Source organism: Aerococcus kribbianus (genome assembly GCF_026805545.1).
In the GTDB taxonomy this organism is placed as follows: Bacteria; Bacillota; Bacilli; order Lactobacillales; family Aerococcaceae; genus Aerococcus; species Aerococcus kribbianus.
In genome coordinates, this window is record NZ_JAPRFR010000001.1 from 596,878 (window position 1) to 613,003 (window position 16,126).

At 42.5% G+C, this 16,126-nt stretch carries 14 protein-coding genes and 1 riboswitch; of the genes, 2 read left to right on the forward strand and 12 right to left on the reverse strand.

What is annotated here, in order from left to right:
* Nucleotides 1-130 precede the first annotated feature (130 nt).
* The 5 genes from OW157_RS02810 to rpsO form a co-directional block, all read right to left on the reverse strand.
* Complete coding sequence (locus OW157_RS02810) at nucleotides 131-1,534, reverse strand: aldehyde dehydrogenase family protein (RefSeq protein ID WP_268751815.1); 1,404 nt, start codon at nucleotides 1,532-1,534, stop codon at nucleotides 131-133.
* A 244-nt stretch (nucleotides 1,535-1,778) separates the two neighbouring features.
* Nucleotides 1,779-1,994 (reverse strand): hypothetical protein, encoded by a 216-nt coding sequence (locus tag OW157_RS02815; protein WP_268751816.1) that lies wholly within the window; start codon nucleotides 1,992-1,994, stop codon nucleotides 1,779-1,781.
* A 277-nt stretch (nucleotides 1,995-2,271) separates the two neighbouring features.
* Nucleotides 2,272-4,419, reverse strand: a complete 2,148-nt coding sequence (locus OW157_RS02820; RefSeq protein WP_268751817.1) for a beta-glucosidase family protein — start codon at nucleotides 4,417-4,419, stop codon at nucleotides 2,272-2,274.
* A 535-nt stretch (nucleotides 4,420-4,954) separates the two neighbouring features.
* The gene (pnp, locus tag OW157_RS02825) at nucleotides 4,955-7,066 is read right to left on the reverse strand and encodes a polyribonucleotide nucleotidyltransferase (protein WP_268751818.1); all 2,112 of its coding nucleotides are present in this window, start codon (nucleotides 7,064-7,066) and stop codon (nucleotides 4,955-4,957) included.
* Nucleotides 7,067-7,272: 206 nt separating this feature from the next.
* Complete coding sequence (rpsO, locus tag OW157_RS02830) at nucleotides 7,273-7,542, reverse strand: 30S ribosomal protein S15 (RefSeq protein WP_268751819.1); 270 nt, start codon at nucleotides 7,540-7,542, stop codon at nucleotides 7,273-7,275.
* A gap of 227 nt (nucleotides 7,543-7,769) precedes the next feature.
* Here rpsO and OW157_RS02835 point away from each other — a divergent pair, with 227 nt between their 5' ends.
* Complete coding sequence (locus OW157_RS02835) at nucleotides 7,770-8,456, forward strand: phosphatase PAP2 family protein (RefSeq protein ID WP_268751820.1); 687 nt, start codon at nucleotides 7,770-7,772, stop codon at nucleotides 8,454-8,456.
* Nucleotides 8,457-8,717: 261 nt separating this feature from the next.
* Here OW157_RS02835 and uvrB read toward each other — a convergent pair whose 3' ends face one another.
* The 5 genes from uvrB to thiM all read right to left on the reverse strand — a co-directional run bounded on the left by uvrB (nucleotide 8,718) and on the right by thiM (nucleotide 13,649).
* Nucleotides 8,718-10,727 carry an excinuclease ABC subunit UvrB gene (gene uvrB, locus OW157_RS02840; RefSeq protein WP_268751821.1) on the reverse strand — a complete coding sequence of 670 codons (2,010 nt, stop codon included), beginning with the start codon at nucleotides 10,725-10,727 and terminating at the stop codon, nucleotides 8,718-8,720.
* Between the two features lie 97 nt (nucleotides 10,728-10,824).
* Nucleotides 10,825-11,307: an energy coupling factor transporter S component ThiW gene (gene thiW / locus OW157_RS02845; protein ID WP_268751822.1), complete on the reverse strand. Its 483-nt coding sequence runs from the start codon at nucleotides 11,305-11,307 to the stop codon at nucleotides 10,825-10,827.
* On the reverse strand, nucleotides 11,297-12,100 hold the full coding sequence (gene thiD, locus OW157_RS02850) for a bifunctional hydroxymethylpyrimidine kinase/phosphomethylpyrimidine kinase (RefSeq protein WP_268751823.1): 804 nt from the start codon (nucleotides 12,098-12,100) through the stop codon (nucleotides 11,297-11,299). Before thiD ends, thiW begins: the two co-directional genes overlap by 11 nt.
* Entirely contained in the window at nucleotides 12,093-12,815 is a 723-nt protein-coding gene (locus tag OW157_RS02855) for a thiamine phosphate synthase (protein ID WP_268751824.1), read from the reverse strand. Before OW157_RS02855 ends, thiD begins: the two co-directional genes overlap by 8 nt.
* On the reverse strand, nucleotides 12,816-13,649 hold the full coding sequence (gene thiM, locus OW157_RS02860) for a hydroxyethylthiazole kinase (RefSeq protein ID WP_268751825.1): 834 nt from the start codon (nucleotides 13,647-13,649) through the stop codon (nucleotides 12,816-12,818).
* A gap of 113 nt (nucleotides 13,650-13,762) precedes the next feature.
* Nucleotides 13,763-13,854, reverse strand: a riboswitch (TPP riboswitch).
* 171 nt (nucleotides 13,855-14,025) lie between these two features.
* On the opposite strand from thiM, the gene rpsT reads away from it, so the two are divergent.
* Nucleotides 14,026-14,280: a 30S ribosomal protein S20 gene (gene rpsT, locus OW157_RS02865; RefSeq protein WP_268751826.1), complete on the forward strand. Its 255-nt coding sequence runs from the start codon at nucleotides 14,026-14,028 to the stop codon at nucleotides 14,278-14,280.
* Between the two features lie 56 nt (nucleotides 14,281-14,336).
* Here the strand turns inward: rpsT and holA are convergent, their stop codons facing one another.
* The gene (gene holA, locus OW157_RS02870; RefSeq protein ID WP_268751827.1) at nucleotides 14,337-15,365 is read right to left on the reverse strand and encodes a DNA polymerase III subunit delta; all 1,029 of its coding nucleotides are present in this window, start codon (nucleotides 15,363-15,365) and stop codon (nucleotides 14,337-14,339) included.
* A gap of 20 nt (nucleotides 15,366-15,385) precedes the next feature.
* Nucleotides 15,386-16,126 carry a ComEC/Rec2 family competence protein gene (locus tag OW157_RS02875; RefSeq protein ID WP_268751828.1) on the reverse strand — a complete coding sequence of 247 codons (741 nt, stop codon included), beginning with the start codon at nucleotides 16,124-16,126 and terminating at the stop codon, nucleotides 15,386-15,388.

Genomic DNA, 16,126 nt, shown 5'->3' on the forward strand with positions numbered 1-16,126 from the left:
TGTTGAAAGCGTTCCCTCTTAATTGATATAAACTTTAGTGAAAAAGTGAGCTTTCAGAGTCAATCTAGCTTTTTTGTATTAAAAAAGCAACTGTTGGCTAATACCAACAGTTGCTTTTATTTATTATTTATTAGTGATAAATAGATTTCATATCTAGATAGTCTTCAATACCGTATTTACCACGTTCATGGCCGTAACCAGATTCTTTGTAGCCACCGAATGGCGCACCATGTGGTTGACTGGCACCATTAATGATGATGTTCCCTGTTCGTAATTGAAGAGCCACTTCTTCTGCTTGGTCATCAGGACCGACTACGGCTCCTGATAAACCATAAGTGGTATCGTTGGCCAATTCAATGGCTTCTTCGACACTATCATAAGTAATAATTGATAAGACTGGGCCGAAGATTTCTTCTTGGGCAATCGTCATATCATTGCTTACATTGGTGAAGACAGTTGGTGCAACAAAGTAGCCTTTACGATCAAGTTTTTCGCCACCGATTAAGACTTTAGCGCCTTCTGCTTTCCCTTTTTCAATATATTCTAAGACGGTTGCTTCTTGTTTTTTAGAAACAAGTGGTCCCATCCGTGTTTCAGGATCGTTAGGATCGCCAACTTGGACTTGTTTAATATAATCAATCGCCTTGGCCTCTACCTCTGCTAGTTTGTCAGCTGGCACTAAGAGTCGAGTTAAGGCTGTACAGACTTGACCGGAGTTATTGAGAATGGTGTCAATTGAAGACTCTACTGCGAGGTCTAAATCACCACCGTCGAGGTAAATCATGGCAGACTTACCACCCAGTTCGAGGACAAGTTTTTTCACTGTACCTTTGGCTTGATCATAGAGACCTTTACCAACTTCGGTTGATCCCGTAAAGGAGATTAAGCCAACATCGGGATGACCCGCTAATTGCGCCCCAAGACCTGATCCAGAGCCGGTAATTAGGTTGAAAACACCAGCTGGTAAATCAGCTTCTTGAACGATATCAGCCAGAATCATAGCCGTAATTGGTGTTTCCGAAGCGGGTTTCACCACAATAGTGTTCCCAGCTAAGAGAGCTGAAGTCATCTTCCGTTGAATTTGGTTGAGTGGGAAGTTCCATGGGTTGATAGCTGCAACCACCCCCACACCTTCTTTAACGATTTTGGCATTATCAATTTCTTCGGTGAATTCAACGTCATCTAGGGCTGCAATGCTAGCTTCCATTTCTTCTGGAGTCCGTTTGATTTGCATATATTCAGCAAATGAACGCGGTGCGCCTAATTCTGTCACTACAGCATCCAATAATTCATCAGCTCGCGCAGCAATGCCATCCGCTATTTTCTGTACATATTGGGCGCGCTCTTTAGGATCAAGGGCAGTCCATTCTGGAAACGCAGCCTTGGCAGCTGCTACTGCATCATTAACATCTTCTTGGTTTCCCATTTGAATTTGTGCAATTTCTTCTTCTGTCGCCGGATTAATGACGGCCTGATTCTCACCTGAGTGACTATCCACCCATTGACCATCAATAAATAATTGATATTGTTTCATCAGTGATCCGCTCCTTTTTTATATGGCTAAGTGTTTAGTTTAACCATAACAGAAGGCCTAGAAATAACCAAATGAAGCGCATGATATAAGGAATTTTATAAAAAAGACTGGACGCTTTTGTCCCAGCCTCTGCATATTATACAACTGTTTATCTCCTAGTCGGGCTCTGAAAAGCAGCCCCATCCGTATTCTGCGAATACTTCCTATTTTCAAATAAATTCTTTGGGAGTAAATGTTTTTCATCTCATCTTTCTTTATCTTGGTTGTCACTCTTAAAGCGGCTCAAAAAACCCTGAGAATCCTTTGATCGGTCTTCCTTGAATAGTTTGGGTCCAAGCGGTAGTGATGCCACCGTTAGAATAAAGACAAGTGTGGGGATTAAACGCTGATCTTTAAAAATAAAAGTCGTTAGTAAGTATAAAACAAACAATGTTAAGGTGAGAATATTCGCTTTTTTCATAGTAGCCCCCTCAATGCAATTATTGCCATCTTAGCATGACTCAATCGATTTTAAAAGCGTTAATCATTGAATTTGCCTACTCCTTTAATGATGATAGAACTTCAATTTTACACCTACTGCAATAAACAAAGAGAGGCTGAGACTTTGTCACACCCTGTTTAGTCGGGTTCTGAAAAGCAGGACTGACATGCGTTTCCCAAAAGTCATTGATAGCTAGTCGCTATCTTCAGCCTTTTGGTCCAACGATTCCGTCCTACCGCTTTTCATCGCACCCTGTTTAGTCAAAGTTTATTTTTTCTTCTGCTAAAATTTGGTCTGAGGCTATGCCGACTTGGATGGTGATGTCTCCTTGAGCGATAACGAAATCACCTTTACCAGTATCCCAAACTGAGAATGGGTGATGAGTATCGTCTGCAGAAATACTTAATTCCACAGTTTTATTTTGGCCTGCTTCTAGAGCGATTTTTTCAAAACCGATGAGACGTTTTGGTGGTTGATTGTCACCAGGAATGCCAGCGTAAACTTGGACCACTTGGGCACCATCACGGTCGCCTTGATTAGTAATATTGAAGCTTACCGTTACTGTGTTGTCGCTAGCTTTTTGCACTTGAATAGCATCCAAATCGAATTCAGTGTAAGACAAGCCGTGTCCAAAGGCGTAAAGTGGTTTAATGCCTTGGCTTTCAAACCAACGGTAGCCAACTTGGTGGCCTTCTGTGTATTTGATTTCTGGATAACCTGCTCCTTCTTCAACCCCAGGATGACGTTCGGGATGGTTATAGTACATCAAGTCTTCTTCATGGGCAGCATAGGTGGTTGGCACTTTACCTGATGGGTTCACACGACCGAAGACTAAGTCAGCAACAACGTGACCATCTTCTGTCCCTTGATTCCACACTTCTAGAATGCTTTTCGCTTCCTCATGCCATGGCAATAGCATTGGTGTGGAGTCTTTTAAGACCACAACGGCTTCAGAATCTTGAGCTAGGATTTGGCTAATCATTTGATTTTGTTGATTTGGTAGTTCCGGTTTTTCTAAATCAAAACCTTCTGAAGCAATGATACCAGCCATAATAATCACTTGGTCAGCTTGGGCAATTTTTTCTTGGGCCTGGTCGAGATTAGAAAGGTCATCTGCCACAATGAACGCTTCGACACGACTTTGGGCGCCTAATTCTGCTAAGACATCTTCCATTCCAGCTTTTGGTGCTACCGTATAGAGTGGGTCAACCTTAGATGAACCGCCACCACCAACACAGGCCTTTTCAGCAAATTTTTCTTGCCCAATAATCAAGATGTTGTCCAAATTATCTGCTTGTAAAGGTAGTTTTTGGTCGTCATTTTTCAGTAAGACAGCACCTTGTCCCCCTATTTCACGTGCCACTTGTCCATGAGCTTGGGCATCCACTTCTTGTGGGTCATATTCCTTACCAAATTGGTTGAAGCGGAACATTTGAGTAAAACGACGAATTAAGGCACGGTCGATAGTCTTTTCTTCTAAAGAGGTATCTTGAAGGGCAGATTTAATATTGTCTTCATTCAACCATTTAGCATCAGGCATTTCTAAATCTAAACCAGCATTAATGGCTGACGCCGCTGAGCGCGTGGACCAGAAGTCTGATTGGACATAGCCTTCAAATCCCCATTCATTACGGAGGATATCGGTTAAAGTATAGTGGTATTCAGTGCCGTAGACCCCACGAATTCGGTTATAGGATGACATAATTGAGGCAATGTCGCCATCTTTGACCAACATTTCGAATGGTAAAAGATAAATTTCTCGCATCACGTCTTCATCAACCGTGACATTATGACGGAAGCGCTCATCCTCTTGGTCATTAAGCACAAAATGTTTTCCCATAGCGATGACATCATGGTCTTGGATCGCCTTGGTCACTTCCACACCCATAACACCACTAAGGAAAGGATCTTCAGATAAGTATTCGAAATTCCGACCGCCAATTGGTGTCCGGTGAATGTTTACAGCCGGCCCTTCTAAAACGTGTTGGCCATAAGCAGCTGTTTCTGCACCAATAATATCACCATAACGATAAGCCAAGTCGCGGTCAAAGGAAGCCGCTAAACCGATAGTCATAGGTAAAGCAGTGGCTTTAGGGCTTGGATAGCCATCCCCCATACCTACACCGACTGGCCCATTGGTGACCCGCATGCGTGGAATGCCTAATGAATCAATTCCTTCCACATGACGCTCTACTCGTAGTTGAGTCATCATTTCATCATATTCTTCATCAGACAAATCTTGCATAGCCGACATATCAACATTATAGATATTAATTGTCTTCATACCACCATGTAATTGTGCAATCTTCTCTTCCAAAGTCATAGCAGAGACTAGTTCTTCCGCTCTTTGACGGTCAGATTTGCTAGCATCCATCCATGGCTTGCTTTCAGAATTGTTTGTCATCCTTTTTTGCCTCCTTAATTTTTGTATGCTTCTATTATAACAAAGATTGCAAAAAGCTGAAAAGGAATCCCTTACAAAATTAACAGATTGCAATCCTTCTACAAAAAGGTATGAATATAAAAAAAGAGGCTGGGGTGAAATGCCCAGCCTCTCCGTAGTATATGAAAATTTATCTCTTAGTCGAGCTCACAAAAGCAAGAGCTTCAGATATTTGTCCAATAGCCTAAAAGATTTAAGTTCATATCTTTTGTCTATTGGCTCAAATCTCTCGCTCTTATCGCTTTTGCTCACATCCTTTTAGTCGAGCTCTGAAATGCAACTCCTTCGACTGTTTCCTAAAGTCGTTTGGATAAGCTTCTCTTATCCATCACGCTTTAGTCCAACAGCTCGAAGCTCCCGCATTTCATCTCATCCTTCTAGTCGAGTTCTAAAAAACAGCCCCATCAGTATTTTCTGCAAATGAGTCAGTATTCTGCGAATACTTCTCATTTTCAGACAAATCCTTTGGGGCTAACCGTTTTTCATCTCATCCTATTTAGTCTTGGTTTTCTTCTAAGGCTTTCATAGATAGGTTGATTCGGCCTCGGTTGTCAATTTCTAAGACTTTAACTTTCACCTTGTCACCAATGGCTACCACATCTTCTACCTTATTAGTCCGTTGTTGTTGTAATTCGGAAATGTGGACTAATCCGTCTTTTCCTTTGGCGATATTAACAAAGGCACCAAATTTTTCAATTCGTTTAACAGTTCCTTCGTAAACTTGTCCAGCTTCGACTTCAAGAGTCAATTCTTCAATGATTTCGATGGCTCGTTGAATCGCGTCTGCATCGGAAGAAGCAATATTAACATGGCCGTCTTCATCAATGTCGATTTTAACACCTGTTTCTTCAATAATCTTATTGATGGTGTCACCACCCTTACCAATAACTACTTTGATTTGGTCAGGTTTGATAGTAATTTGTTGGATCTTAGGGGCATACTGACTCAATTCTGGACGGGTGTGGTCAATAGTTTGTGCCATATGATCTAAGAGTTGTAGGCGCGCCTTCTGTGCTTGTTCTAGGGCTTCCTTAAGAATTTCTTCGGTAATCCCTTGGATCTTAATATCCATTTGTAAGGCCGTGATACCTTCCCGGGTACCGGCAACCTTGAAGTCCATATCCCCTAGGTGGTCTTCTAAGCCTTGGATATCAGTTAAAACTGTATAGTTTTCTTCGGCTTCATCCATGATAAGTCCCATAGCAATACCAGCCACTGGGGCCTTGATTGGAACTCCACCATCCATTAAAGCTAGGGTACCCGCACAAATAGAAGCTTGCGATGAAGACCCGTTTGATTCTAAAACTTCCGCTACTAGACGAATGGCATATGGGAAGTCTTCTTCACTTGGTAAAACGCGGTCCAAGGCCCGATGTCCTAACGCACCATGACCAATTTCTCGCCGGCCAGGTGACCCATAACGACCAGTAGACCCCACTGAATATTGGGGGAAGTTGTAGTGGTGCATGAAACGACGCGTTTCTTCATCAGATAAACCATCTAAACGTTGTTCTTCAGAAATTGGCGCTAGGGTTAAGGCAGACAAGACTTGGGTTTGTCCCCGTGTGAAGAGTCCAGACCCATGAGCTCGTGGCAATAAGCCAACTTCTGATTCCAAAGGCCGAATTTCATCCACTTTACGCCCATCTGGTCGTACCTTATCTTCGGTAATCAAACGACGAACTTCTTTGTATTCCATTTGGTCAGCAATTTGTACCACTTGGTTATGGATAAAGATGAAATCTTCGTCTTCTGCATAAATACCATCAAAATGGTCAATCATTTCTGCTTTAACATCTTCGATAGCTGCTTCACGGTCTAATTTATCAAACACTTGGATAGCGGCCGACATTTTATCGTAAAACTTGCTGGTGGCAGCAGCTTCTAATTCTGGATCAACAACATCAAGATCCACTACCATTTTTTCTTGGCCTACTGCTTCCTTGATTTCATTTTGGAAGTAGCATAATTCTTTGATAGCAGTATGACCAAACATTAGAGCTTTCAACATATCTTCTTCAGAAAGTTCCGCTGCGGAAGATTCTACCATGTTGATTGCTCGGTCAGAACCAGCTACAGTGAGTTCCAAATCAGAGAGTTCCGCTTGTTCGCGATTTGGGTTGATAACAAATTCACCATTGACCCGACCTACATTGACTCCTGCAATTGGTCCTGCAAAAGGGATATCTGAAATAGTTAAGGCAATAGAAGAACCTAACATGGCTGCCATTTCGGGACTGCAGTCAGGGTCAACTGACATCACAGTGTTGATTACTTGGACTTCATTCTTGAAGCCTTCTGGGAACATGGGACGAATCGGACGGTCGATTAAACGTGCAGTTAGTGTAGCATGTTCACTAGGACGTCCTTCCCGTTTGATATAACCACCCGGAATTTTCCCTACTGCATACATTTTCTCTTCGTAATTCACTTGAAGTGGGAAGAAATCTTGGCCTTCCTTGGCTTCTTTTTCACCGACTGCAGCTGTTAAAACGACAGTATCTCCATAGCGAACTAAGACTGCAGCAGAGGCTTGCTTAGCGACTTGACCGACTTCGACTTGGAGCGGACGACCCGCCCAGTTCATCTTAAATACTTGTTTTTCCATAGTAACTCCTTCTAGCAACCGACCGCTACTAAACAAAGTTTTACCTAGAATCGCTTCTGGGCACAAGTTTGGTTAGTAGACCTTAGCCTGGTTGCTGATTTTTATTGAGAAAAAGCGAGATCCACCACTATGAATCTCGCTTTTACCGACAACTTGGTCCAGAATCCTCTAAATTAAGATTCCTAGAACAAAGTTATGTTTATATATTAACGACGTAAGCCTAAGCTCTTGATTAATTCACGGTAACGTTGTACGTCTTTGTTACGTAAGTAAGCTAACAAGTTACGACGGTGACCAACTTTTTTCATCAAACCACGGTAAGAGTGGTGGTCTTTTTTATGCGTACGAGCATGTTCGTTTAGTGCGTTGATATCAGCAGTCAGTAATGCGATTTGCACTTCTGGACTACCAGTATCTCCTTCATGCCGTGCGTATTGATTGATGATTTCTTGTTTCTTTTCGTTTGAAATTGCCATTTGACAACACCTCTTTCTATAAATTTGCCTCATACCGCGTAGGACGTTGGTGATTCGTCAAACGAAGTAGGAGGTATGGTGTGAATTCACACATCAATTATTATAACGACAATTGCTAGTAATTGCAAGGTGTTTCACCAGTAACTTTATTCTTTAGAATTTTTTACTGGACTTTCACTCTAGGATTCAGGATAATAGAGGGATATTATTTATCAAAGGAGTTTCCTATGACTGATTATTATGCCGCACCTTTCAGTAAATATTTTCGGCAAGCTGCGATTGCTGTTTTACCTTTTATCATTATTGTTACTCTAGCAATTGCTATTCCTGACCGCCTACAAAGTTTTGACGAAAACTTGCTATTAACCATTTATAATTCTGGTGGCCCCCTACTCGACCAAATCGTGACCACCTATACAGACTTGGCCGGTCCACAAACGATTACAGTGTTGACTATCTTATTATGGCTGACTTACCGTTATTATCTGAAAAAACCTCGCGTCGCTAACTGGTTTGTCGTGACGGTGGTCATTGCTTTTGGTATTCTCAATTCTATGGTCAAATATATTGTGATGCGACCACGCCCAAGTGTCGTTCCGCATTTAATTGAACAAGGTGGCTTTTCATTCCCTAGTGGCCATTCTTGTGGGTCAATGATTTTCTATGGTGCCTTGGCAGTGTTACTTTTCGAACGTTACAAGGACAAAAAATGGGGACGGCGACTAGCTGGCTTTGTGCTTACCTTCTTCCCTATCACTATTGCCCTAAGTCGCTTATACTTAGGGGTCCATTATCCTAGCGATACTGTCGCTGGTCTATCTCTAGGGGCAACTACCCTAATTATTGCTACTGCCTATCTGCGTAATGTGATTTTGATTGAAGAAGAAAATGATTTGAATCTGCATAGTGACTAAACTATAGTTTAAACAAAAGAACGACCCTAGCAATGCTAAAAAACATTGCTAGGGTCTTTTTATTTAGCCTAATGCTTATCTGTAGATTGAATGATATTTCTTCAAGACTCTTTACTGCTGGAAAAATATCTCTTTGTCTTGATTGCACACAAACTATCTGTAGGCCTTGTGCGCAAAATAGCAAATTGTGTAAACTATCGACATAACATTGTGCGTGAAAAGGCAGATTATAAGCCCTACTTCACACTTTTCATCTCACCCTTACTTTATCTTAAACTCCGCTTTGAGTTCCATAACGATATCGCGTAGTTCAGCGGCTTTTTCGAAGTTGAGGTCTTTGGCAGCTTGACGCATTTCCATTTCGACATTATGGATGGCTTCTTCTTTGTCATCTCGTTTCAATTCACGAATGGATTCCGCTAGTGAAGCAGATTCGTCAGCTGTATTGACATCGTGGGTGATACGAATAAGTTCTTGGATATCTTTCTTAATAGTTTGCGGAACGATATTATGTTTTTCATTATAAGCCTCTTGGATTTCCCGGCGCCGTTGGGTTTCATCAATAGCTTTTTGCATGGATTGGGTAATGTCATCAGCATACATGAGCACATGACCGTTACTATTCCGGGCGGCCCGACCGATCGTTTGGATGAGAGATCGTTCATTACGGAGGAACCCATCTTTATCAGCGTCCAAAATAGCCACTAAGGAGACTTCTGGGACATCAATCCCTTCACGAAGCAAATTAATCCCAATCAAGACATCAAAAACACCTAAACGGAGGTCGCGAATAATCTCTGACCGTTCCAAGGTTTTGATATCTGAATGAAGATATTTGACTTTAATGCCAACTTCTTCTAAGTAATCAGTTAGGTCTTCAGACATACGCTTGGTTAGGGTGGTGATAAAGACCCGTTCCTCGCGTTCAACTCGCTCATTGATTTCTGAAATGAGGTCATCGATTTGTCCTTCAATAGGCCGTACTTCAACCTTAGGATCTAGTAGACCTGTTGGACGAATGATTTGTTCGGTGACTTCCCCATCTGTCTTAGCCATTTCATAATCACCAGGAGTGGCAGACACGTAGAGGGCTTGGTTGAGTCGGTCTTCAAATTCTTCTAATTTCAACGGCCGGTTATCTAGGGCAGAGGGCAAACGGAAGCCATGGTCAATCAAGACTTGTTTTCGGGCCCGGTCCCCATTGTACATCCCACGTACTTGGGGCATGGTCATATGAGACTCGTCTACCATTAATAACCAATCATCTGGGAAGAAGTCTAATAAAGTATAAGGAGCCTGTCCAGGGGCACGACCATCCATATGTCGAGAATAGTTCTCAATCCCATTACAGTAGCCCATTTCTAACAACATTTCCATATCATAACGGGTCCGTTGTTCTAAACGTTGGGCTTCTAGTAATTTGCCTTCTTCATTGAATTTCTTTAACTGTTCTTCCAGTTCCGCTTCAATGCTTTTAACTGCGGCGGTAATTTGGTCATTATTAGCAACAAAGTGGGTAGCTGGGAAGATAGGATAGTGTTCTACATCATTCTTGACCTCACCCGTAACTACGTCAACTTCACGAATCCGGTCAATTTCATCCCCAAAAAATTCCACCCGAATAGCTGAAGAGTCCCGTGAGGCTAAAAAGACTTCCACAGAATCGCCACGTACACGGAAGGTTCCCCGTCTGAAGTCGATGTCATTACGCTCAAACTGCATGTCTAGAAGGCGGCGCATGAAGTCATCTCGTTCCATTTCTTGGCCTTCGCGAATAGATAAAACATGTTCGGCATAGTTTTCTGGGTTGACCAAACCGTAGATACAGGAAACTGATGCCACGATTATCACATCGGAGCGCTCTAATAAGGCAGAGGTAGCAGAATGGCGCAATTTATCGATCTCGTCATTAACGCTGGCGGATTTTTCAATATAAGAGTCACTAGATGGCACATAGGCTTCCGGTTGATAATAGTCATAATAGGAGACAAAATATTCCACAGCATTATTAGGGAAAAATTCCTTCAACTCTCCATAGAGTTGACCGGCTAGGGTCTTGTTGTGGGCCAAAACCAAGGTAGGACGGTTGGTTTCCTTGATCACATTGGCCATGGTGAAGGTCTTCCCGGTCCCAGTTCCCCCTAATAGGACTTGGGATTGGTTACCAGCTTTGATTTTAGCTACGAGTTCTTTAATGGCTTGGGGTTGGTCCCCATTAGGTTGGTATTTGGATACTAGGTCAAACTTGTTGTGGGCAACTTTAAAGTCCAAGTTCATCACTCCATTCCCAACTATTGTACCACGCCCCCTTGGCTAAGCAAGGCAAAGACTCCGAGTATAGAGCTCAATTAATTAACGGTTCAAGTTATTAGTGATCACTAGCTAATTTCTTTAAAAGTGACCGTCCGAAAACTTGTAAAATAACATAGCCCATAATGGCTCCAATAGTCGCTGATGGGAGGAAGAAAGGCACGAAATACCAAGCATTAGGAAGGTCTAGGCCAAAAATACCTGCCATGGGGAAATAATAGACAATAGCCGAGATAATCCCGGACCCAATCATTTCCGTAATAGCTGTCCAAAACTTGCTTTGGGTATGCTTATAAATGAGACCTGACAATAACGCACCAATCCAGCCTGACGTCGCAATAAAACTGCGACCACTTAACACCATCCGTAGGCCACCAGAAGCAAAAGCTGAAAAGGCATTATAATAAGGACCTAAAAAGACTGCCCCCAAAACGTTCATCAAATGTTGAATAGGCGCCATATTAGGAAACACAATCACTGAGGATAGGACAAAAGATAAGGCGATAAACACCCCGGTAAATACTAATTTTTTAAGCTTCATGGTTATCTTCCTTTCTCAATAAGTAGCCATGATCAAGCGGTCCTGACCCTTGACCTAGGTCTAGTTGAGCACCGATTATGGCAGTGAGATAATCTTTTCCGGCTTGAATAGAAGTCAGCAGGTCATTGTCCTGTGCCAAATAGGAGGCAATAGCGGATGATAAACTACAACCGGTGCCATGGGTATTGGGATTTGCAATGCGTTGACCTCTAAACCAATGAATACCTTCACTCCAAACTAAGACATCATCCGCTTGGCCAGCCATATGGCCTCCTTTAATGAGACAGGGGCATCCGTATTGGTCAAAAATAGCTTGACCAGCTACTTCCATAGCTTCTTCATTAGTAATTTTACAATCCAGAATGGTTTCAGCTTCACTGATATTGGGCGTCAATAAATCTGCTAGCGGAAATAGCGTCTGGGTTAAGGCGGCTAATTCTTCTGGATTAAAGAGGGCTGACCCCGATGTGGCTACCATGACCGGATCTAGGACAATATTCTTAGCTTGATAATGTTGTAAACTTTCCGCTACTGTATGGATAGATTCTGTATTCCCAATCATACCGATTTTCACCACATCCGGACGAATATCATCAAAAACCGCAGCAATCTGTGCGCGTAACAGATCAGCAGATAGGATTTCTGATGTAGTAAGGCCTTGTGTATTTTGAGCAGTAATGGCGGTAATGGCGGACATACCATAGACACCTGTTGCTAAAAAGGTTTTTAAATCGGCTTGGATGCCGGCGCCTCCTGATGAGTCGGAACCAGCGATAGTTAATACTTTAAACATGGCTATCTTCTCCTTTACTAGCGGCTTGCCAAGTTGTGACTAAATCGTGACTGGCTTGACCAGGGTCTTGAGCCCCGGCAATGGCAGAAACTACAAAATACCCTGCCACTCCTGTAGCTACCAAGTCAGTTAAATCAGCGACCGTCACCCCACCGCCAACCACAATCGGAATCGGTGTAGCGGCAGCCAAGGTCTTAATTTCTGCTAAGGAATGCAAATGAATCTTATCATCGTCACCATAATAGCCCGCATCTGCCTTGGTAGCAGTAGGATGAAGGGGCCCTACCCCTAAATAATCAATAGGTGCCAAGTCTAAATTCTGAACATAAGTCAACATCTCCTTGGTCGCAGCCGAAAATCCAATAACAGCATCGGGGCCAAGATAATGCCGGCAGACCTCAACTGGAACATCTGATTGACCGACATGGACCCCATCAACCTTAATCCCTAAATCCCGACAGGCTAGGGCCACATCTAAACGATCATTAATCAACAAACACACTTGATCACTCAAATGACGTTGGGCAATGGTTTGGGCCATCCCTTTAGCCAAGGTAATGATTTCTTGGGCAGATGACTCTTTGGCACGAATTTGCACGCAGCGAATACCAGCTGTAATCGCTTGGTCAACGATGGCTACAGGATCACGTCCTAGAGTATTTTCTGGACCAATCACTAAGTAATGGCTAATATTTAAATTTTCACGCATAGACATCTAATCCTCCTCTCCTTGTTCAATCACGGGAATCTGGCTCACTTCACGGGCTGAATTTTGATAAAGACGATCAATAAATTGCGTTTGGAAAGAGGCTGGTCCCTTTGCCCCATCCGCCTGTTTACCGGCCAGGTTAAAGGCATTAATCGCTGTTAAAGCCGCAATAAAAGGGTCTTGGGCTACAGCAGCATAAACTGCCATCACCCCACCTAAGATACAACCAGCTCCGGTAATTTTTTCCATCCAATCTGATCCTCCGAGCGAATAAAGCATTCGATTTCCATCAGTCACTAAATCACTCTGCCCGGTCACTACGACCACACCACCACTATGACGAGCTAGAGCTAGTGCAGCTGCTTGTGCTTGATTGACTTCATGTCGACTATCGACCCCTACATAATTTTGTTCTGTTTCTTGGGAAATCAATCCCCAAGTCTGTGCCAAGGTCATAATTTCCGACGCATTGGCCTTGATAATAGTAGCCGGATGGTCCTTGATATAAGCAATTAAGGCATTATGGTCAGCCCCCTTACCCAAACCTACTGGGTCTAAAACCCAAGCTTTGTGGCTAGCCTGTAAGCTAGCAATGGTTTCTTGGACGGCTTCCCGGTGACTTGGAAAGAGTGTCCCCAAATTAATATAGAAACTATCGCAGGCTTGGACCATATTGATTCCTTCATCCGCCAAGTAAAGCATGGCTGGCCGACCACCCACAGCGATTTGAGCATTTGCCACTAAATTCACCGTCACCACATTAGTAATGGAAGGCGTAAAAGGCATTTTGTCCCTAACCGCTTGGGAGCATGCTGCGATTTCTGCTTGATAATTAGGCATATAAAAAGCACCCCATTCTAATTGGGGTGCTGGTGACTGACTAACCATTAGTCTGACAAAAATCTAACACGTTAACACTCACACCATTCACTTAATCCATAAGATGTGATTTCTTGTGTTCCACTTATTCTCCCTGCGCGAGTCCTAACTCTATCAGGTTCAATGAGTATAATCTCAGCCGCTTGCGGCACCCCAATATGTATTTTTCTTTATTCATCATAACGAAAATCAACTCAATGGTCAACGCTTACATTCATATAGGATTTTTTGTCTTTCTCAAAATAATTCGCTTGCGATTTTACTGGAAATTCAGTATAATATTTCTGTTAGTGACTTTTTCACTAGATTACATGCGAAGAAAGTGGGTGTATTACACATGGCAAACATTAAATCTGCAATCAAACGTGCACGGCAAACAGATGCGCGTAACGCACATAACTCTAAATTAGTTAGCGAAATGCGTACTGCTAAGAAACGTTTTGAAAGTGCTGTTGAGAACGGAACTGACAACCAAGAAGCTCTATTCCAAGAAGCGTCTAAATTAATTGACCAAGCAGCTAACAAAAACTTAATCCACGACAACAAAGCTGCCCGTGATAAATCACGTTTGGCACAAAAATTAAATAAATAAGTTTCATAAAACACCGCCTAGAGTCAGCAGATTCTAGGCGGTGTTTTTTTCTATCTTTAACTTGCTTGGCCACAGAAATCGAGAATAAACCATTCCATACCGAGATTTTCATCAATTCGACCAGTTTTTATGGCATCATCTAATTCAACTAAGCGCATATAGCCTTGCATCAAACGGGCGGGTGGATAGGCTTGCATTTGTCGGCTGGTAATTTTTACACGGTAAGGGTGGACTTTGAGGCTTTTAGCTATAGAACCCTGATCATAACCTAAACGTTGCAATTGAGCAATTTGTGTATAGAGTCGGAAATTAGATTCCAACAAGGCCAGCATAGCAATGGGCTGCTTTTTCTGGGCAATTAAATTCCGGTAAAGAGTCAAGGCAGCTTCTGTTTTCCTGGTGATGACGTAATCGGTTAAATGGAATACTTCATCATCTAGAGTGGGACTCACTACTTTTTCTACATTTTCCTTAGTGATGTTGTTGTAGTCGCCAGTAAATAGGAGCAATTTTTCCAAATCATTGACCGATTGTGTAAGTTGGTAATTAGTCCGTTTAAGGAACTCTGCCAAAGCTTGGGGTGCAATTTCTTTGTGGGCATCTTTAATTAGGGCTTGGATATAATTTTTGACTTGCCCTTCCTGCATTTCTGTGGCATCCACCACTTGAGCATGGTCTTGTAGTTTTTTGACTACTTTTTTCCGTTTATCAAGTTTCTCATAATTTGCCACAACTACTAAAACTACATCAGGGGCTGGTGCCTTGGCATAATCTAAGAGAGTATCCGTTTGGTGGTCAATTCCTGTCCGCTTATTAGTGGCCGTCAAGAAATACGGCTGCCGTACCATTATAAGTCGCTTCTCATTAAAGAAGGACAGGGTATTAGCTTCCATAATCGCATCTTGGATAGGAACAGCCTCCATATCAAAGGAAATATAATTAAAGTCATTCTTCTCCCCAGCCAGATAATCCTGAATTAAAGTGTCCTCCAAACGGTCAATCAAATAGTTTTCTTGACCTTGGATAAAATAGACTGGTGCAATTTTTCCTTGTTTTATGTTTTGGATAGCTGTCTGAAGGTCCATACTTATCTCCTCTCCCATTCTTAGGCTGTTAGCTTTATTTTAGCGGAATTTTGGGTGAAATGATAGTAGACACCACCCATTTGATCAGTTCGCATGATTCTCGTCCCCGTTTCTTGTAAGTCAGCCAATACCCGGTCAGCTGGATGACCATAGCGATTATTGGCCCCTACAGAAATCCAAGCATAGTTAGGATCAACAGCTGTAATATAAGCTGCTGATGTCGAATGATCTGAACCGTGGTGGGCCACCTTGAGAATATCAACATCAAGATCTAAGCGTTCAAGTTCTGTCATGGTTTGGCTTTCTCCTTTTCCATCAGCGTCGCCTGTCAGAAGAATCGAATGGGGACCAAATTTTCCCCACATGACTAAGGAATCTTCATTATTACCGGACCCTAAGTCATTAGGAGCCAAGACCTGTAAATAAGTCGTTGGGCCTAACTCCCAATGGTCACCCGTTTTAACCCAAGTAATTTGACTATGAGCAGAGTTATTCTGAGCAATTTGTTTAATACTAGTAAGCTTATCAGTGGCTTGGGCCATCCCAATAGGCAAATAAATGCGGTCAATTGGATATTCAGCAGCTAATTCTTCCAACCCCCCCATATGATCATAATCACCATGAGTAATAAAAATGCCATCGATATGTCTCACCCCCAAGGCCTTCAAGGAAGGTAGAACATGCCGGCTAACTGTGCTAGCAGTGTCCTTCTTCTGCCAGTCCTCTTGGTCAAAAACCATGCGTTCTCCCACATCAATCAA